This is a genomic window from Halomonas sp. DQ26W (assembly GCF_003339685.1).
Classification (GTDB): domain Bacteria; phylum Pseudomonadota; class Gammaproteobacteria; order Pseudomonadales; family Halomonadaceae; genus Halomonas.
The window spans coordinates 1-19,438 of the sequence record NZ_QPKI01000011.1; the positions used below are offsets into that span (position 1 = coordinate 1).

Annotated in this window: 16 protein-coding genes; 12 read left to right on the plus strand and 4 right to left on the minus strand. The window is 62.3% G+C overall.

What is annotated here, in order from left to right; translation table 11 throughout:
* The 4 genes from DU490_RS17300 to DU490_RS07595 form a co-directional block, all read left to right on the plus strand.
* Nucleotides 1-187, plus strand: a 187-nt coding sequence (locus DU490_RS17300) for a hypothetical protein (protein ID WP_220270468.1), incomplete at its 5' end; no start/stop codon positions are given.
* A gap of 155 nt (nucleotides 188-342) precedes the next feature.
* Nucleotides 343-855 (plus strand): DUF3304 domain-containing protein, encoded by a 513-nt coding sequence (locus tag DU490_RS07585; protein WP_114573717.1) that lies wholly within the window; start codon nucleotides 343-345, stop codon nucleotides 853-855.
* Entirely contained in the window at nucleotides 852-2,684 is a 1,833-nt protein-coding gene (locus tag DU490_RS07590) for a phospholipase effector Tle1 domain-containing protein (RefSeq protein ID WP_114573718.1), read from the plus strand. Before DU490_RS07585 ends, DU490_RS07590 begins: the two co-directional genes overlap by 4 nt.
* 103 nt (nucleotides 2,685-2,787) lie before the next feature.
* Nucleotides 2,788-3,195: a hypothetical protein gene (locus tag DU490_RS07595; protein WP_258801461.1), complete on the plus strand. Its 408-nt coding sequence runs from the start codon at nucleotides 2,788-2,790 to the stop codon at nucleotides 3,193-3,195.
* Nucleotides 3,196-3,215: 20 nt separating this feature from the next.
* Here the strand turns inward: DU490_RS07595 and DU490_RS07600 are convergent, their stop codons facing one another.
* The gene (locus tag DU490_RS07600) at nucleotides 3,216-4,559 is read right to left on the minus strand and encodes a replication-associated recombination protein A (protein WP_114573719.1); all 1,344 of its coding nucleotides are present in this window, start codon (nucleotides 4,557-4,559) and stop codon (nucleotides 3,216-3,218) included.
* A gap of 232 nt (nucleotides 4,560-4,791) precedes the next feature.
* Here DU490_RS07600 and DU490_RS07605 point away from each other — a divergent pair, with 232 nt between their 5' ends.
* From DU490_RS07605 to DU490_RS07625, 5 genes are all read left to right on the plus strand, one after another.
* Nucleotides 4,792-5,337 carry a hemerythrin domain-containing protein gene (locus DU490_RS07605; RefSeq protein ID WP_114573803.1) on the plus strand — a complete coding sequence of 182 codons (546 nt, stop codon included), beginning with the start codon at nucleotides 4,792-4,794 and terminating at the stop codon, nucleotides 5,335-5,337.
* A gap of 85 nt (nucleotides 5,338-5,422) precedes the next feature.
* Nucleotides 5,423-6,199, plus strand: coding sequence for a glutamate racemase (murI, locus tag DU490_RS07610; protein ID WP_114573720.1), 777 nt, complete (start codon nucleotides 5,423-5,425; stop codon nucleotides 6,197-6,199).
* Nucleotides 6,200-6,235: 36 nt separating this feature from the next.
* The gene (gene trmA, locus DU490_RS07615) at nucleotides 6,236-7,360 is read left to right on the plus strand and encodes a tRNA (uridine(54)-C5)-methyltransferase TrmA (RefSeq protein ID WP_114573721.1); all 1,125 of its coding nucleotides are present in this window, start codon (nucleotides 6,236-6,238) and stop codon (nucleotides 7,358-7,360) included.
* 206 nt (nucleotides 7,361-7,566) lie between these two features.
* Nucleotides 7,567-12,408, plus strand: a complete 4,842-nt coding sequence (locus tag DU490_RS07620; protein WP_114573722.1) for an NAD-glutamate dehydrogenase — start codon at nucleotides 7,567-7,569, stop codon at nucleotides 12,406-12,408.
* A gap of 159 nt (nucleotides 12,409-12,567) precedes the next feature.
* Entirely contained in the window at nucleotides 12,568-13,587 is a 1,020-nt protein-coding gene (locus DU490_RS07625; protein WP_114573723.1) for a quinone-dependent dihydroorotate dehydrogenase, read from the plus strand.
* Between the two features lie 125 nt (nucleotides 13,588-13,712).
* On the opposite strand, the gene rmf is transcribed toward DU490_RS07625, so the two are convergent.
* Entirely contained in the window at nucleotides 13,713-13,919 is a 207-nt protein-coding gene (gene rmf / locus DU490_RS07630) for a ribosome modulation factor (protein ID WP_043516906.1), read from the minus strand.
* A gap of 267 nt (nucleotides 13,920-14,186) precedes the next feature.
* On the opposite strand from rmf, the gene rlmKL reads away from it, so the two are divergent.
* Complete coding sequence (gene rlmKL, locus DU490_RS07635; protein WP_114573724.1) at nucleotides 14,187-16,382, plus strand: bifunctional 23S rRNA (guanine(2069)-N(7))-methyltransferase RlmK/23S rRNA (guanine(2445)-N(2))-methyltransferase RlmL; 2,196 nt, start codon at nucleotides 14,187-14,189, stop codon at nucleotides 16,380-16,382.
* Nucleotides 16,379-16,726, plus strand: coding sequence for a glutaredoxin family protein (locus DU490_RS07640; protein WP_114573725.1), 348 nt, complete (start codon nucleotides 16,379-16,381; stop codon nucleotides 16,724-16,726). The genes rlmKL and DU490_RS07640 overlap by 4 nt, the downstream gene beginning before the upstream one ends.
* A 66-nt stretch (nucleotides 16,727-16,792) precedes the next feature.
* Here the strand turns inward: DU490_RS07640 and DU490_RS07645 are convergent, their stop codons facing one another.
* A complete protein-coding gene (locus DU490_RS07645; RefSeq protein WP_114573726.1) occupies nucleotides 16,793-17,074 on the minus strand; it encodes a hypothetical protein in 282 nt (93 codons plus the stop codon).
* A 109-nt stretch (nucleotides 17,075-17,183) separates the two neighbouring features.
* On the opposite strand from DU490_RS07645, the gene pdxB reads away from it, so the two are divergent.
* Nucleotides 17,184-18,338 carry a 4-phosphoerythronate dehydrogenase PdxB gene (gene pdxB / locus DU490_RS07650; RefSeq protein ID WP_114573727.1) on the plus strand — a complete coding sequence of 385 codons (1,155 nt, stop codon included), beginning with the start codon at nucleotides 17,184-17,186 and terminating at the stop codon, nucleotides 18,336-18,338.
* A 129-nt stretch (nucleotides 18,339-18,467) separates the two neighbouring features.
* Here the strand turns inward: pdxB and htpX are convergent, their stop codons facing one another.
* A complete protein-coding gene (gene htpX, locus DU490_RS07655; RefSeq protein ID WP_114573728.1) occupies nucleotides 18,468-19,367 on the minus strand; it encodes a protease HtpX in 900 nt (299 codons plus the stop codon).
* Between the last annotated feature and the right edge of the window lie 71 nt (nucleotides 19,368-19,438).

A 19,438-nucleotide genomic window follows, 5' to 3' on the forward strand; every position in this document is an offset into this window, starting at 1 on the left:
TCCGGCTGGTGAGCCGCCGGCCCTATTGCGGTTCTACCTGTCCCGGGTCATCAAGCGATTGCATGTTGAAACCGAAGCCGGTTGGCATCGTTCTCTCTTCGGTGGCATCGAACAGTGGTGGAGTGGGTGTATGGGCGAACCGTCGAGGAGTTCGAACGTGGCGATGAACCTGAAAGACACCATGTGACACTACCCATGCCGGAGCGTACGCGGGAAGACCGCTACCTGCACGTGCATTTTCTGCCGAATAATGAGGTCAAGATGGGCTGGAGCGCAGACCTTATTTCGCCTTATGCCCATCTACCAAAGCGCCCCGATGTGGCCCGATATCAGGAGCAATAAATGCTGGTGAGATGGATCTGGAGCTGGCTGTTCAATCAAGTCTGGTACGGCTTGCCCAAAGTAGCACGCTGGGGGCTGGGTGCGTTGTTTGCCGGTTATTTCGTGTGGCTGTTCTTCTTGCCCGACCTGCACCCCATGCCCACGGATACCTCTATCGAAGGGCGCAGCCATATCGATCGCCCGATCCATCGCTTTTGGGTTAATGGCAGGGGGGGGGGGAATGTTGGCCCCTATGGTGGGGGAGGTGTCGTCTGTTGCCAGCGTATCAGCGGCGAGACCGCCGAGGTGGAGTGGATTCTTAGCATCACAGGGGAGCAAGAACGACAGGGCATGGAAGTAGAACGACATAGCGTAACGCTGCCAATGCCGGAGCGCGCACGGGAAGACCGCTACCTGCACGTGCATTTTCTGCCCAATAACGAGGTCAAGCTGGGCTGGAGCGAAGATTTGATTTCTCCTTATGCCCATTTGCCAAAACGCCTGGATCAACTCGACGAAGGAGCCAACCCATGACCGAAGAGGAAATCCTGGCCAACTGCGAGGCGCTGAGCGCTATCGCGGAGGACATGCCCTCGGTGGATACCATGACCTGTCATAGTATCTTGGAGATGGGTGTTTTCTTCGATGGAATCGGACGTAATCTTGATAAAGATTCGATAGAAGGGCGTCTCAGTAATGTCGCACGATTGCATAACGTCTTTCCCGATGAAACCAGCGATCAACCCGGTCGACGTTTTCGTAAACTTTATCTTCCTGGCCTGGGCACACCGCTGGAGACCGAGGCGTCCGAGAGCCTGGCCACGGCGGGGCGCATGGCACCCGGTGAGGCACGTAGCACTATGGAGGGTCATGTGAGTAGCAGCGCCCGCGAAGCAGTGGGGCGTGGGCTGCTGGAAGAGAGCGGGCGCGCCTGGTGGGAGACCTCCCGGCGTAACCTGACCCAGCAGTTCAGTTCACTCAAGGGCTGGGTGAAGGCGCCGCGCGATACCGTCGCGCGCCTCGGTGTCGAGTCCTGGTCGCCGCTGCGTGACAGCCCCTTGATGGCGCACCTGTTGACCAGCGGTGCGGCATCGCGGCTGACCAAGGCGATGAGCGACTTCGAGCGACTGGTGGCTCAAGCGAATTCGGACGATATGCCGCTGCGCACCATTCGTATCTCGGTGTTCGGCTTCGATTTCGGCGCGGCCCTGGCCAAGGCCTTCATCCGCGAACTCTTGGATAAGGCGTGTGGGCGCCAGGGCGATACCTATCTCTATCAGGGTGCCGAAGTGGTGGTCGCCTTTGCCGGGCTGTTCGATTGCGTGCATCGCACCCACCCCGACATGGGGCCGCTGGAAGCCCTGACGCCTGCCGTCACGGAAATCGATGACGGTGGCCCATTGCATCCTGCCTGCCGCCGGGCCGTGCACCTGATCGCCGCCCACGAGCGGCGGATTACCCGCCGCTGCCGCCCCCTCGGGGGGAAGCGGGCCAACTGGCGCGAGGAGCTGCTGCCGGGCATCAGCGAAGATGTCGGCGGAGGCCTCAAGCCTGGCGAGCAGAAGGTCAGCGCCGAGCTGTCGCGCTATGCGTTGCACCGTATGTACCGAATGGCGCATCGGGCCGGCGTGCCGGTGCCCAGCCTGGAATCACTGCGTGAACGCGATATTTTGAACGCTCAATACTTTGAAATCGANGCAACCCGCCGTCATCAGGAGCCAAACGTCGAGAGCTTTCGCTTTCATGCCGAGCTGTATCTCGCCTGGCTGGCCAAGCGTTACCTGATCTACCGCGATACCAGGGCCGCGCTGGAGGCCCGTCTCGACGCGTTGCCGAGCCGTACGCCGAGCGGTGTGCTGGGTGTTCCCACGGCCTCACTGACCCAGTCGGCCGAGTGGGAGAATATCGTCGCCACCGCCGAGGAAGCCGAACGGGCGTTGACGGAGCTGAAAGCGCAGTGGGGCTGGCTGAAGGAGGTCGACCGTGAAGCTCGGGCTCTCAACGGCCAACACCATGCGGGTGCCAACGAAATTGCCCGACATGCCCAGCGGCACCTGGCGACCGAGGGTAAGTGGGCGGAGCTGTGGATGGCCCGCGTCAGCGGAGAGTCGGCGCGTCACGCGATGGAAGCGACGTTCGAGCACAGCCCCGGCGTGGCGTATCTGTTCCGCTATGGCATTCATGATCGTCATGATGATGATCAGGCGCTGAGTTTCCAGGCCGGGGGCGCGAACGCCAGCGTGGGTAGCCGGCATTACCGCTTTTTCGCCTGGCGTGGCGTGGACATGCCAAGCGAGGAGTCGCCGGCGGAACGCTCCACCCAGCACCCCTGGGAGAGCATGGAACGCTGGACCATGCGCTGAGTGAGCGCTTCGCGTTCATTCGTTTCGTTAACGGTGGCTACCGCCATTCGGTATCTGATCGGGTTCGGACAGGAAAAAGAAAAATGGATCATAGGAGACATTCATGCGTCATTTCATCGCCATGACATTCGGTGGCCTTTCGCTTCGCTATTACCTGCGTCAGTTGTTCTTCGGTGCCGGTATTTCGGCCTTGCTCCTGTTCGTGGTCACGCAGGGTGAGGCGGCGCTGAGGATAGATCATGTGCTGGTGCTGCTTGTCAATGCCTTGCTGTACCCCTACTCACGCTTCGTCTATGAACAGGCGGTGGGGTTCGTGATGGGAGACAACGTGTTCTTCGTCAATACTGTGTTACTGCTGGGCGTGAAGTTGTTCACGATAACGCTCCGCTTGGGCTTGCCTATCTCTTTTTTTACCATCGTCGCGGCCAAGGTCGTGACAGCGTCGAGGGCTAGGGCCGTTACTCATGCGTTAACACAGACTGCCCCGATCACTCGGGGGACCGTTCCGTGAGTGGTATAAGCGGCAGCGGATCAATCGCCGTCCTCACCTTGGTCGGCCTGGGCATCCAGCGCGGCACGCCAGGCCATCAGCTGAGCGTAGCGCTTCTCCTGGCCGTGGTCGCTGGGCTGGTAGAACGGCTGGTGGGGCAGGTCGTCGGGCCAGCAGTCGTGGGCGCTTCCCGCCGGGTAGCCTTCCGGTTCGCCGTGGGCGTAGCGATACCCCTGGCCATGGCCCAGCGACTCCATCAGCTTGGTCGGGGCATTGCGCAGGTAGCCGGGCACCTCCAGGCTCGGCTGGGCGGCCACGAACGCCTTGGCACGATGCCATGCCTGGTCGATGGCGTGGCTCTTGGGGGCCACGGCCAGATGAATGGCGGCGTGGGCAATGGCGCGCTGGCCTTCGTAGTCCCCCAGACGCAGGTAGGCGTCCCAGGCGGAGATGACCAGCGGCAGGGCGCGAGGGTCGGCGTTACCCACGTCCTCCGAGGCGATGGCGGCGAGCCGGCGAACCACGTCCAGCGGATCGCCGCCGCCCTGGATGAAGCGGGCGATGTAGAGCAGGGCGGCGTCCTGCCGCGAGGAGCGGATGGACTTGTGGATGGCCGAGAGCAGGTCGTAGTAGTAGTCGCCCTGCTTGTCGAAGGCGCTGGCCTGATGGCCCATCACCGCATCGAGCGCCTCCCGGGGCAGGCGCTCGCGATCGCCATCGGCGACGGTGAAGTCGCAGGCGGTCTCGAGCAGGCCCAGGGCGCGCCGGGCATCGCCGGCGGCGGCCCGGGCCAGCATGGAGAGGATCTCGTCATCCACGGCGATGCGGCGACTGCCCAGGCCGCGATCGCTGTCGCCCAGGGCCTGGCGCATCACGGTGGTCAGTTCGGCTTCGTCGAGGGGCTTGAGCACGTGAACGCGGGCCCGGGAGAGCAGCGCCGAGTTGACCTCGAAGGAGGGGTTCTCGGTGGTGGCGCCGATCAGTGTCAGCAAGCCCGACTCCACATGGGGCAGCAGGGCATCCTGCTGGCTCTTGTTGAGACGGTGGATTTCGTCGAGGAACATCAGCGTCGGCTGCCCCTGCCCCCGTGCAACCTCGGCCCGCGATACCGCGTCGCGGATATCCTTGACCCCGGCCATCACCGCCGAGAGCCTTTCCAGGCGGGAGCCGGATTCGGTAGCCAGGATGTCGGCCAGGGTGGTCTTGCCAACCCCCGGGGGGCCCCAGAGGATCATCGAGCGGACCGTGCCGGTCTCCGCCATGCGGCGTAGCGGCTTGCCGGGGCCCACCAGAGCCTGCTGCCCCACGTAGTCCTCCAGGCGGCGGGGCCGCATGCGGTAGGCGAGTGGTGCCGCATCGTCGGTGGCCTGGCCGAACAAGTCCATGGGGCTCTCCTTGTGGCTGTGTGATTTCGGTGATTTCGGTGATTGAGGTGTTTTGCAATACGACCTTCGGCCATGTGCGGTATTGGGTCAAAGGGACTAGGGTGATATGGCATCTTGGTCCGGCCGGGTTGCCAAGGATGAAAACGGCCCCGACAATGAACCTGCGTTCGTACCGCGCATCCAACTCTTAGTGCCCGCTTCATTCGATGGTAGAGGAGGCTTCGACATGCCCATGCTGACCCAGCTGCGTCAGGATCATGCCAATATGGCGCGCATGTTGCACGTCCTTCAGCGCAAGCAGAAGGCCCTTGCATCCGGCGAACGACCCAATTTTCAACTGGTTCGGGAGGTCGTCGACTACATTCTTGATTACATGGAAGGATTTACGGTTCCGCTGGAGCGGGTCTGCACCGATCGTCTCAAGGCCCTGGCCCCCGAGAGCGGAGTGCTGACTGAGCGCCTTTCCATCGACTATCAGGCCGTGCGACAGCGCCTGATGCGGCTTTCCAATGATCTCGATATGATTCTGATGGACGCCGTGGTGCCCATGGACCGTTTCGCCGAGGACCTGAAGTCTTATCTCGATGCGCACCGGGCCTATCTGCGCGACGAGCGGGAGCTGCTCTTCCCGCTGATTCGTGAGCACTTCAATGACCAGGACCTGGAGCGCCTTGCGGAGGCGCTACCCGACGGCGCCGCTGCACAACTCCAGCGACTGCAGGCCGCCTACCCCGAGCTCTATGCCGAACTGCGGGAGATGCCCGAACCGGCAACCTGACTGGGAGGCTTCAGCCTGGCGCGCTTGCTGCTAGAATAAGCGCCTCATAGCCGCCGAGCGATCCCCTCATGTTGGTCTGTTTGCCATGTCCGGCCCGATCCTGATCTTCGACTCCGGCGTCGGTGGCCTATCGGTCATTGCGCCGCTGCGCCGCCGCTTGCCGGATGCCGCTCTGGTCTACGCCTGCGACAATGCCATGATGCCTTACGGTACGCGGCCCGATGAGTGGCTGGTGAAGCGTATTCTGTCGGTATGTAGTGCCGCTGTCGCAGCGAGTGGCTGCAAGGTACTGGTAGTGGCCTGCAATACCGCCAGCACCCTGGCGCTCGATGTCCTGCGTGACTGTCTCGCGGTGCCTGTCGTGGGTACCGTGCCGGCCATCAAGCCCGCCGCGGAGTCGAGTCAAAGTCGCCACATCGGTCTGCTGGCCACCAGTGCCACGGTATCCAGGCCCTACACCGATCGCCTGATCAGGGATTTTGCCGCCGATTGCCGGGTCACCCGCGTGGCAGCTGATGCCTTGGTGGGCCAGGCGGAACGGCTGCTGGCGGGCGAGACGCCGGACCGGTGCATCATCCGCGACGCCACGTCTCCGCTGTGGGCGGTCGGAGACCTGGATACCGTAGTGCTCGGCTGCACACACTTCCCCTTGCTCAGCGCCTACATCGCCGAGGCGGCCCCACGAGGAGTGCGCCTGGTCGATTCCGGTGAAGCCATTGCACGCCGTACGGCCCAGGTCATTCGCCGGCCAGCGCCTCGCGGCGGCTGTGATCGCAGCTTTGCCACCGCCCTCGATGCGCGCCTGAGCCGGGCTCTCGAGGCATTCGGCTTCGATGCGCCGCAGCTGCTACCCCTCGATTAACTTTTTTTCCTTGCCACGCCCCCGACAGGAGCTGCCGTGTCTCTTCCCGTTGTCGATCCCGCGCGCTACGACCAGCAACTTGAAGCCAAGCGCGAGCGTATCGCTCGCCAGTTCGCGCCCTTCTCGCCACCGCCACTGGAAGTCCTGGCATCGCCGCCGAGCCATTATCGGCAGCGCTGCGAGTTTCGTATCTGGCACGAAGGCGACGATCTTTTCTATGCGATGTTCGAAATGCAAGAGTCCGAAGGCGACCCCGTGGAACCAAGGAAAAAGCATGTCATACGCTTGGACCAGTTTCCGGTTGCCAGCCGACGGATCAATGAGTTGATGCCCCGCCTGCGGGAAGCGCTGCTGGCCAGCCCCACGCTGCGCCACCGGCTGTTTCAGGTGGAGTTCCTGACCACGTTGACCGGCGATGCGCTGGTGACCTTGATCTACCACCGGCCGCTGGATGAGGCGTGGGAGAGCGAGGCTCGCGTGCTTCAGGAGCAGATGGGCATTAGCCTCATCGGCCGCTCGCGCAAGCAGCGGCTGGTGCTTGATCGCGACCATGTCTGGGAGCGTCTGGACGTGGACGGGCATTCCTTCGTCTACCAGCAGGTGGAAAACAGCTTCACCCAGCCCAACGCCGAGATATGTCGCAGCATGCTGGCTTGGGCCCGTGAGGTGACTCGTGGAAGCCAGGATCACGACCTGGTTGAGCTCTATTGCGGCAACGGCAACTTCACCATTGCGCTGGCAGAGAACTTTCGCCGCGTCTTGGCCACCGAAATCTCGCGCACCTCGGTGGCAAGCGCTCGTGAGAATCTGGTTGCCAATGGCATCGCCAATGCGGTGATCGGGCGAATGTCCGCGGAGGAGTTTGCCGAGGCGCTCAAGGGAGAGAAGGGCGGCCGCCGGGTGGCAGAGATGGGGCTGGAGGCATACGACTTCGGCACCGTGTTGGTGGACCCGCCCAGGGCGGGCCTCGACGATGCGAGTTGCCGGCAGCTGAGCGAGTATCCCCGTATCGTCTATATTTCATGCAGCCCCGATACATTGGCGCGGAATCTGGAAACGCTATGCCGTACTCACAGAATCACTCGCTTTGCGCTGTTCGATCAGTTCCCCTGGACCCACCATTGTGAGTGCGGCGTGCTACTGGAGCGACACGCCACCTGAGCTGTCAAGCCGGGTGTTGTCCTGTCAGGTAAAGTCAAGGGAAAATCGTCAAGTAGCGATGCCCAAGCGACATGCACCATGAGAAGGCTGGCAAGTCAGTAGGGTGCGCGCCGGGGCTGCAGTAAGCTTGGCACCACGAGGCCAGTTGGTCGTGGTGAATCTACCCTAGGCCGTAGCGATACGGCTCCAGGCAGTCGAGGTGAGGGATGCATTACGAGACAATCGAGACAGGCAAGCAGGATATTCTCAAGCAACTGCGTGAGCGCCTGGATAGCCGTCTGGAGAAGGAACGGGCCGATGAGGTGGAAGCCTTTGCTCGTTATTTCTATGGCACGGTGCCGCTGGAGGACTTGGCCGACCGCCGGTTGGACGACCTCTATGGCGCGACCCTGTCGGTCTGGCATTTCATCCAGCAGCACGACCCGACGTCGCCAAAGGTTCGGGTCTTCAACCCCGACTTCGAGGAACACGGCTGGCAATCATCACATACCTTCGTTGCTGTCCTGCACGAGGATATGCCGTTTCTGGTCGACTCGGTGCGCATCGAACTCAATCGTCGCGGCATCACCGTGCACGCGATCCATAACGCTGTGCTGGCGGTGGAGCGGGACGCCGAGCACAAGCTGAGTCGGGTCTGCTCTCCACGTGAAGAGCAGGCGCCCGACCATCGTGAATCCTTGATCGCCATCGAGATCGATCGCCATTCGACGCCGGCCATGCTGGCCGATATCGAGCGCGCACTCTACGAAGTGCTGCGCGACGTGCGTATCGCCGTGGATGACTACGAGGCGATGAGCGACCGGGCGCGGAAAGCCATATCGGAGCTGAAAGACCGTTGCCCAGAGCAGATCGATCCCGGCGATCACGAGGAGGCTGTTGCGTTTCTCGGGTGGCTGGTACGAGACAACTTCACCTTTCTGGGTTACGACGAGTACACCATCGAATCCGGCGCCGACGGGGATCACCTGGCCAGGGTCTCTGGCAGTGAGCTGGGGTTGTTTCGTCTCGACTTGCCTCGCTACCAGGAGCGTATTCGTACCGAGCTGGGTGTCGAGGGCAACCGCTTCGTGCTGGTGCCCCAGCTACTGTCATTCGCCAAGAGCGCCCATCATGCCCGTGTGCATCGGCCAACCTACCCGGACTATATATCCATCGATCGCTACGACGATCAGGGCCGGGTCATCGGAGAGCATCGTTTCCTGGGGTTGTTCACCTCCACGGTCTACAACGAATCGCCCCGCAACATTCCGCTGCTGAGGCGCAAGCTCAAGGCGGTGATGGAAATTGCCGGATTCAACCCCAAGGGCCACAACGGCAAGCAGTTGTTGCAGATTCTCGAAGTCTATCCGCGTGACGACCTGTTCCAGATCGACACTCAGGAGCTGGCCAGAACGGCGTTGGGTATCCTCGATATACGTGAACGTCGCCGGGTGCGCATCTTCGTGCGCACCGACCATTCGGGACGCTTCCACTCCTGCCTTGTCTTCGTGCCGCGGGACGTTTTTTCCACCGATCTGCGCTTGCGCATCCAGCAGTTGCTTTGCGAGGAGCTCGACGTCACCTTCGGGGATTTCAACACCTATCTCTCAGAGTCGGTGCTGGCCCGGATCCAGTTCATCCTGCGCTTCAACAGCGAGGTGCCGCGGGAGGTCAATCTCAAGCGTCTCGAGGCCAAGATAGCCCAGCTGGCCCGCAGTTGGCGCGACGAACTGCAGGAGGCGATGATCGAGGGCTTTGGCGAGGAGCAGGCCAATCATTTGATGGATCGCTACCGCGACGCCTTCCCCGCCGGGTACCGTGAAGACTTTGGCTCGCGCTCGGCCGTATTTGACCTGCAGCACCTCTTCGAACTGGATGAGGGCGAGCCCCTGGCACTGTCGCTCTATCGCCTGGTCGAGGAGGAGGGAAGCGGTGTCAATCTCAAACTCTTCCAGCGCGACCTTCCGATTCCGCTCTCAGATGTATTGCCGGTCATGGAGAACCTGGGGCTGCGGGTCATCGGCGAGCGCCCTTATGAGATCAACACGCCGGACGTTCGTTACCTGCTGCATGACTTCGACCTCGAGCACCACACCAGCACCGAGGTCAGCCTGCAGCAGATGCGCGAGCCCTTCATCGAGGCGTTCCGGCGTATCTGGGCCGGCGAGGCGGAAAATGACTCGTTCAACCGACTGATCATTTCCGCCAACCTGGATTGGCGTGAGGTGGCGATGCTGCGTACCTATGCACGCTACCTGAAGCAAATTCGCTTCGGCATGTCTCAGGACTACATCGCGGCGACCCTGGCTAACCATCCACAGATCACCCGTGAGCTGGTCAGGCTCTTTGCGCTGCGCTTCGACCCGGTTCACCGCCCCGACCAGGAGCAGGTGAATGCGTGCATCGAGCGTATCATCCGCCATCTCGACGGTGTCGCCAGCCTCAACGACGACCAGTTGCTGCGGCGTTATATGGAGCTGATCCAGGCGACGCTGCGTACCAACTATTATCAGCGAAATGACCAGGGGCGTGCCAAGGACTATATCGCCTACAAGCTTGATCCCCGGCGGATCACCGGGATACCCAAGCCGTGTCCCGCCTTTGAAATTTTCGTCTGCTCGCCCCGGGTGGAAGGCGTGCACCTGCGTGGCGGCAAGGTGGCGCGTGGCGGCCTGCGTTGGTCCGACCGGCATGAGGACTACCGCACCGAGGTGCTGGGCCTGGTGAAAGCACAGCAGGTCAAGAATGCCGTGATCGTCCCGGTCGGGGCCAAGGGCGGGTTCGTCTGCAAGCGCATGCCCGAGGGAGCCGACCGCGACACCATCCAGCAGGAGGGTATTGCCTGCTACAAGACCTTCATTCGTGCCCTGCTCGATGTCACCGACAACCGGGTGGGCAGCGAAGTGGTGCCACCCAGGGACGTGGTGCGTCACGACGACGACGACGCCTACCTGGTAGTAGCGGCCGACAAGGGCACCGCCACGTTCTCCGATATCGCCAACGAGATATCCGCTGAGTACGGCCACTGGCTGGGTGACGCCTTTGCTTCCGGTGGTGCCAACGGATATGACCACAAGAAGATGGGTATCACCGCCCGTGGCGCCTGGGAGTCGGTGAAGCGCCACTTCCGCAGCTTGGGGCTGGACACGCAACGCGAGGAGTTTAGCGTGCTTGGCATCGGTGACATGGCCGGCGACGTGTTCGGCAACGGTATGCTGCTGTCCGACAAGATACGTCTGGTAGGTGCGTTCAACCACCTGCATATCTTCGTCGACCCCAATCCGGATGCCGCGACCACCTTCGCTGAGCGTCAGCGACTCTTCGAGATGCCGCGCTCCAGCTGGGAAGATTTCGACAAGAGCCTCATCTCCGAGGGCGGCGGCATCTTCAAGCGCAGCGCCAAGTCGATCACGATAACGCCTCAGATGAAAGAGGTCTTCGGCATTGCCGAGGACCAGCTCTCGCCCAACGATTTGCTAAGCGCCATGCTTCGGGCGCCGGTCGACCTGCTGTGGAATGGCGGAATCGGTACTTATGTGAAAGCCAGTGATGAAACCGATCCCGAAGTCGGCGACAAGGCCAACGATTCACTGCGCATCAACGGGAATGAATTGAAGTGTCGCGTGATCGGTGAAGGCGGCAACCTAGGTATGACCCAACGCGGGCGCATGGAAGCCGCTGAAAATGGCGTAAAGGTCTTTACGGACTTTATCGACAACGCCGGTGGGGTGAACTGCTCGGACCACGAGGTCAACATCAAGATCCTTATCGATGAAGTGGTCAAGCGCGGCGACATGACCGACAAGCAACGTAACCAGTTGCTTGCCGACATGACCGAGGAGGTGGCCGACCTGGTGATTCTCGACAACTATCGCCAGACCCAGGCGATCTACCTGTCGCAGATGCTGTCGAAGTTCGGCATCGGCCCCTATCGTCGCTTCATCACCGAGCTGGAGGCCCAGGGGCAGCTGGATCGGGATCTGGAGTTCCTGCCGGTCGACGAAACGATCCAGGAGCGTGTGGCTACCGGGCAGGGCATGACGCTGCCTGAGCTGTCAGTATTGATTTCCTACTCCAAAAGTGTGCTAAAGGGCGACGTGCTTGCCTCCGATGTGCCCGACGACCCCTATATCCAGCAGTACCTGGAGCGGATCTTTCCGCCGGTCCTGGTCGAACGTTTTCGTGACGAGATGTACGACCACCGTTTGAGGCGCGAGATCGTCACGACCCAGGTGGCCAACGACCTTGTCGATCACATGGGCATCGTCTTCACGCGTCGCCTGATCGATTCCACCGGGGCCAGCCGTGCCGATATCGCCCGTGCCTATATCGTTGCCCGAGATAGCTTCCAGCTTGCCGAAGCTTGGGAGCAGATCGAGGCCCTGGACAATCAGGTACCAAGCGATATCCAGTACTCGATGATGCTCGACCTTATGCGCCTGATCCGTCGTACCACGCGCTGGTTCCTGCGCCAGCGGCTGGGGCTCTCCACACGGGATGCCATCGATTACTTTGCACCCCGCGTGGCGCAGCTTCAGGAGGGCATCGGCGAACTGTTGCGCGGCGAGGAACATGAGCGCTGGGAACTCCGGCGTAACGAGCTGGTCGAGTCAGGCGTGTCGGAAGCGCTGGCCAGTGCCGTGGCGGCGGCAGGTAGCCTTTACGGGGCGCTGGGTGTCATTCAGGCGGCACGTCAGACCGATGAAAAGCCGCAGCGCGTCGCCGAGGTCTTCTATGAGATCGGCAGCAGGCTCGAGCTTCCGTGGATGATCCAGCAAGTGACCAACCTCGACGTGGGCGACAGCTGGCAGGCCCAGGCCCGCGAGACCTTCCGCGACGATATCGACCGCCAGCAGTTGGCCCTGACGGTCAGCGTGCTGAAAACGGAGGATGGCCGCGAACCGGAAGAGCGAGTCGACAACTGGCTGCAGATGCACAGTTCACTGCATAAGCGCTGGTGTCGCCTGATCGCCGAAGTCCGTAGCGGCGCCAGTCAGGCGAGCTTCCCGCTGTTTGCCGTGGCGGTCCGCGAGCTGGTCGACCTGGCGGAGAGCAACGGCGAGAGCTGATCGGCCCGGTCGTTCAGGCTGTCTCACCATCAAGGCTGCCTCGTCATCAAGGCAACGAACCCCGCTACGGCGGGGTTCGTCGTCATGGGCGGGCAGCACTGCTATAATCGCGCCCGCCTGTTGTCCCTGACCTGCCGTCCTTGATCCCTGGAGATGCCCATGTATGCGCTTGCCCGTTCGATCCTGTTTCGACTCGATGCCGAAACCGCACACGGGTACGCACTCTCGGCCCTGGACCTGGCGCATCGCCTGAAGCTGGCGGCACGGCTGGGTGGGGCGCGGGTCGACGATCCGGTAGAGCTGATGGGGTTGAGGTTTCCCAACCGGGTCGGGCTGGCGGCGGGGCTGGACAAGAACGCCGACCATCTCGATGGACTGGGCGCACTGGGGTTCGGCTTTGTCGAGGTGGGCACGGTGACGCCGAGGCCCCAGGAAGGCAACCCCCGGCCTCGCCTGTTTCGTTTGCCGGAGCAGGAGGCGATCATCAATCGTATGGGCTTCAACAATGCCGGAGTCGATCATCTGGTGGCGCAGGTGAAAGGCCGCCGCTACGACGGCGTCATCGGTATCAACATCGGCAAGAACCTGACCACGCCGGTGGACCAGGCGGTGGAAGACTATCTGATCTGTCTGGAGAAGGTACATGCCCACGCCGACTATGTGACCGTCAATATCTCGTCACCGAATACCCCTGGGCTGCGCAACCTTCAGTTCGGCGCACACCTGGACGCTTTGCTGGGCACGCTGCGGGAAGCCGGCAGCCGACTGGATCAGCAGGCGGGGCGCCGGGTACCCCTGGCGGTCAAGATAGCGCCGGACATGACAGACGAGGAAGTGGGGCTGGTCGCTGCCAGTATTTCGGCCAATGGCATCGATGCGGTGATTGCCACCAATACCACCGTGTCGCGGGAAGCGGTCGCCGGACTCGCGCATGCCGACGAGCAGGGTGGGCTTTCAGGGCGCCCTGTCTTCGAGTCATCCAATCGTGTTATCCGCGAGCTGCGCCGACATCTGCCCGAGATTCCCATCGTCGGCGTGGGGGGAATCGACAGCGGTGAGGCGGCCGTGGCCAAGGTGGCGTCCGGTGCCGATCTGGTTCAGCTCTATTCGGGCTTTATCTATCGAGGCCCGGCCCTGATCGGGGAGTGTGCCGAGGCACTCAAGGCCGCTCGGGGCTAAGAGTAGATCAGCGGCAAGTCCCGACAGGATCCTGGATACAAGAAAGCCCGTGAAGCGACTCACGGGCTTGTGTCATCACCGCCTTAGCAGGCAGCGAGGGATGGTTGATTGGGTGGAAAAGTGAGTTACAACACCATGGGGTTCTTGTGAATACCGGAGACGCCGGTCATACCGGCCCACTGATCCCCACGGCCCTCACGCCAACCACTCATCCAGTATTCGCGTATATTGACATCCTGACTGGGACAGTCGTCGCGGGAGCGCCCGGAAATACCCGCCTTGTAGCCATGGAGGTAGGCGCGCTGGAAGCGATCACGTTTCTGTCTTTTCATCGGATGACCTCTTGTAAAGGTACCAATTTGGGGCGCACGACATGTGCGACCCGACGTTCCACCGCTCGCATAGCCGTGTTAAACGGCAGAGCCAATGGGTGCAAGTCCAGACAGGACTCGCCAAGAGAACGCATGCATCCTTACAGTAGCTACTAAGACTAGTCTTAGCGCATTTCGGGTGTCATTGTCGACCTTTCTTTCGTCAAAAGTCGGACTCAATTTTGTAACAAAAGGATCATGCCCGTCCCGAGGGGCGGGAACGACACCATGAGCGAGCCATTCCAAACCGAATACCGCGCCTTCCTTGCCACCTGTCCCAGGGGGCTCGAAGAGCTGCTGGCCGACGAGCTTCGCACCCTGGGGTGCGAGCCGCTCAAGACCACCGTGGCCGGCGTCCACTTCCAGGGCGACCTGGCAGCCGCCTATCGCGCCTGCCTCTGGTCGCGCCTGGCCAATCGCATCGTACTGTGCCTCGTGCGTGACGAGGGCATCGAGAGCCCCGATTCGTTGCGCCAAGCGGTGACCAACGTCGACTGGGCACGCCATCTGCGCCCCGGTGCCACGCTGGCAGTGGACTTTCATGGCCGTTCGGATCAGATCCGTCATACTCGCTTTGGTGCCCAGACCGTCAAGGATGGGGTGGTCGATGCCTTGCAAACAGCGGGAAGGTCGCGGCCAGACGTCGACCTGCAGAACCCGGACCTGCGTCTTTATGCCCATCTTCATCGCGGCCGGCTGACGCTTGGCGTGGACCTCTCCGGGGAGAGCCTGCATCGCCGTGGCTACCGTCGTGATGTTGGCCATGCGCCATTGAAGGAAAACCTCGCGGCTGCCTTGCTGCTGCGGGCCGGCTGGCCTGAACGCCTGCGTGCCGGCGAACACCTGGTGGACCCCCTATGCGGCGCTGGCACCCTGCTGATCGAAGCGGCGCTGATGGCCGCGGACATGGCCCCGAACCTGAGTCGGGAGTACTTCGGCTTTCACGGTTGGGTGCAACACGACGAGGCGCTGTGGCATGAGCTCAAGCGCGAGGCCGAAGCACGCGCCAGCATCGGTCGCAAGCGCTGCCGCAACCGTCTCTTCGGCTTCGACCAGAGTCCACCGGCGCTGGCGGCGGCCAAGGCCAACGCCATGCGGGCAGGAATTCCGGCCCTTATCGCCTTCAAGGGCGCTTCGCTGGAGCAGTTGCATCGCCCCGCCGAACTCGATGAAGCGGCGCGGGGGCTGGTGATCGCCAATCCCCCCTATGGGGAGCGGCTGGGGGAACTGCCCGAACTGGTGACGCTCTATGCCGAACTGGGCGAAGGGGTTCGTCGCGCCTTTCCCGGCTGGCGCCTGGCCGTCTTTACCGGTAACCCCGATCTTGGCCACCGCATCGGGCTGAGGGCCGACAAGCAGTACTCGCTGAAGAATGGGCAGCTCGATGCCAAACTGCTGTTGATGAACGTGACGCCCGCTGCCGCCGCGGACGCCCCGGTGAAATCCCAAGGAGCGGCGCGCAGCGACGGGGCGCAGATGTTCGCCAATCGCCTGGAGAAAAACCGTAAGCGGCTGAAGAAGTGGCTCAAGCAGTCCGGCGAGACCTGCTATCGTCTGTATGATGCCGATATGCCGGAGTATGCCCTGGCAATCGATGTCTATGGCGACCGGGTTCACGTGCAAGAGTATGCGCCGCCCCGCTCGGTGAATGCCGACCAGGCTCAGAAGCGCTTGTTCGATGCCCTGCAGGTGATTCCCGAGGTGCTCGACGTCGACGCGGGCCAGGTGGTGATCAAGCGCCGTGAGAAACAAAGTGGCAAGGCTCAGTATCGCAAGCAGGCCAGCACCGGGGAGCGTTTCCAGGTGCGCGAGGGGCGTGCACGGCTGTGGGTCAACCTGCGCGACTACCTCGATACCGGTCTGTTCCTCGACCACCGCCCGGTGCGGCGCATGCTCGCCGAATTGGCTTCTGGAGCGCGTTTCCTGAATCTGTTCTGCTACACCGCCGCGGCCACGGTGCACGCGGCTTTGGGGACGGAAAGGGACGGCGGTGCCATGGCAAGCGTCAGTGTGGACCTTTCCAACACCTATCTGGAGTGGGCACGGGACAACTTCGCCCTGAACGGACTCGATTCGGCACGACACCGGGTAGTGCGCGATGACTGCCTGCGCTGGCTTGAGAACGCCAGCGCAGAGTTCGACCTGATATTTCTCGACCCGCCGACCTTTTCCAACTCCAAGAAGATGGAGGGCACCCTGGACGTGCAGCGCGACCACGTGCGCCTGGTCGAGCTTGGCATGGCGCGTCTGGCACCAGGGGGTACTCTGGTATTTTCCAACAACCAGCGCCGCTTCCAACTCGATGCCGGCCTGGTTGAACGCTTCGCCGTGAAAGACATCTCGGCGCGCACCTTCGATCCGGACTTTCAGCGCCGCCCCGATATTCACCATGTATTCCTGATTCGCCACAGGGAGGTGGAATGACGCACCTGACGCTCTATACCACCCTGGGCTGCCACCTTTGTGAACGGCTTGAGACCCTGCTGACTACGTTGCACCTTGGCGAATATCGCCTGGAGAAGGTCGAGATCAGCGAGGACGAGGCACTAATGGTGCATTACGGAACTCGTATACCGGTGCTGTTGGACGCAGCGGGCAATGAGCTGGACCTGGGCTTCGAGCCGGAGCGCCTGGCGGTTTGGCTGGCCGAGCGCGGCTGGCTGAATGAGGCAGCCTGGCAGGCCCTCGGGCGCCAACTGGAGGGCGAGGCCGAGGCCCGTGATGTGAGAGGCGCCGTCATGCGTGGCGGCCGGCGCTATTTGGGCTAAGGGGGCATTGATCCAATGCCTGCGCCACCTAGTCGCCATTGGTGACGTGGCTCTACAGACTCTCGCCTACAGCGGGTCGAGCAGCGAAAATTGGCTGACCGCCTCGCGGCCTTCGGCGCTCTCGGCCTCGACCTCGAGTACCTTTCGCAAGCCGCGAGAAGACTGGATGGTGGCTTCATCGGCGAGCCACATCCTGGCCTGGTCGTGATCGTCGGCAAGCATATGCTTCAGGCCACCGAACTGGGTGCCGATCTGCCCCCAGGCGCGGCTGAAGATCCAGTCGCCGAGCATGTCCTGATGGATATGCACCAGCACATAGTCATGGTCACTTTCCCAGCGGATGATCACGAAGGCTCCAGCAAGTCGGGCGCCGCCGGGTAGCGGCGTGCCAATGTCAGGTGGCGGTATTGTAAGGGTTCGAGCAGACTGGACAAGTACCGTATCAAGGAGAGTTCGCGTGAGAATTTTGGTCGATGCCAACGTGCCCGCCGCCGACGCCTGTTTCCGCGAGCTAGGTGAGTTGATTCGCCTGCCGGGGCGTGAAATCGACGCTGCGGCTCTGTGCGATATCGATGTACTGGTGATTCGCTCCATTACCCGCCTCGATGCGACGACCCTCGATACGGCCATGGCTCAGGGCTCGAGGCTGCGCTTCGTCGGCACCTGTACCATTGGTACGGATCACGTCGACCAGGCGGCATTGGCGCGCCACGGCATCGCCTTTGCCAGTGCGCCGGGTTGCAATGCCGAAGCGGTGGTGGACTACGTGCTGGGCAGCCTTCTGACCCTGGCCGAGCGTCAGGGCTGGCAGATGGTCGAGCGCCGCGTAGGCATCGTCGGGGTCGGCAACGTGGGCAAGCGGCTCCGCAAACGCCTGACAGCCATGGGTATCGAGTGCCTGGCCTGCGATCCGCCCCGGGCCGAGCGGGAGGGAAGCGAGGGCTTTTCCGGCCTCGAGACACTGATCGACGAGTGCGACGTACTGTGCCTGCATACACCCCTGGTACGCGAGGGGCTCCATGCCACTCATCATCTACTCGATGCTCAGCGAATAGCGCGACTCGAGCCGGGCACGGTGTTGCTCAATGCCGGACGTGGTGACTGCGTGGACGGTCTGGCCTTGCGCCAGCGCCTGACCGGGCCGGGTGATATCAGTGCGGTGCTGGACGTCTGGGAATCGGAGCCGGAAATCGATGCCGCACTGCGCGACCTGGTCAATCTTGCCACGCCGCATATCGCCGGCCACAGCCTCGATGGCAAGCTGCGTGGCACTCATCAGATCTATGTGGCGCTGTCCCGCCACCTGGGGCTGCCGGTGCGGCTGACGCTCGATGCGCTGCTGCCGGCGCCGCCGCTACCCCGGCTGGTGCTCGATGGCGGCCTGGCGCCAGAGGACGCGCTGAGGCGCTGCCTGCGTGTGGTCTATGACGTGCGGCGCGACCACGATGCCCTGTATCGCGAATCGCGCCGGCGCGGCATGGCGGCCGGCTTCGATGCCTGCCGGGCCGATTATCCGCTGCGGCGTGAGTTAGCCACCCTCGAGGTCGAGCTGCGCGAAGGGGCCAGGGAGCTGGCCCCGCTGCTCGAGGGCATGGGCTGTCGCGTGGGTTGATAACATGGGTTGATCACATGGGTTGATAACGTGGTTTGATAAAACGCAGAAAGCCCGCCATGGCGGGCTTTCTTACTTATCGGCCAGGAGAGGTCGGTTCGCTCGCGCAGGCATTTGTCCAGTGTTTCCCTAGCGGTAGGCCGCTTCCTTCAGTGCGCGAATGCGATCATCCAACGGAGGGTGGCTTGCGAACAGCCGCTCCATCAGCGACTTGGTCTGGCCCTTTGTGATAGCCATGGCGCGCAGGGTATCCGGCATCTGATCGGGCATCTGGGTTTCGGCCTTGAGTCGTGCCAGGGCATTGATCATGGCGCCGGAACCGGCAAGCTGCGCGCCAGCGGCGTCGGCACGGTATTCGCGAAAGCGCGAGAACCAGGCAACGATGGCTGAGGCGATGATGCCGAAGACGATCTCGGCGACGATGACCACCGCGAAGTAGCCCATGAAGCCCAGCCCGGCGCCATCACTGCGTGAACGTAGGAAATTGTCCACCAGGTGGGCAACCACTCGCGCGAAGAACATCACGAAGGTGTTCACCACCCCCTGGATCAGTGCCAGAGTGACCATATCGCCGTTGGCCACGTGGCCGATTTCATGGGCCAGCACCGCGCGGACCTCTTCGGGGCGCATGCGGTTGAGCAGGCCGGCGGAAACCGCGACCAGGGCGTCGTTCCTGTTCCAGCCCGTGGCGAAGGCATTCGACTGTTGGGCCGGGAAGATGCCGACTTCCGGCATCTTGATGCCGGCCTCGCGGGACAGTTCGGCCACGGTATCGAGCAGCCACTTTTCGGTGGCATTACTCGGCGTATCGATCACCACCGTGCCAGTGGAACGCTTGGCCATCCACTTGGAGATGAATAGCGAGATCATCGAGCCAGCCATGCCGACGATGAAGCAGAAGATCAGCAGGGCGTTGAAGTTGATACCCTGGCCGCGCAGGTAACCTTCTACCCCCAGCAGGCGCAAGGTGATGCTGGCGACAACGATGACCGCCAGGTTGGTGCCCAGGAAGAGCAGGATTCTCATCATGGTTCGGATTCTCCGATCATATCAAGGGTGTTAGGGCCGCGTTTGGGAGGCCCAGAAATCTGTTGATTAGA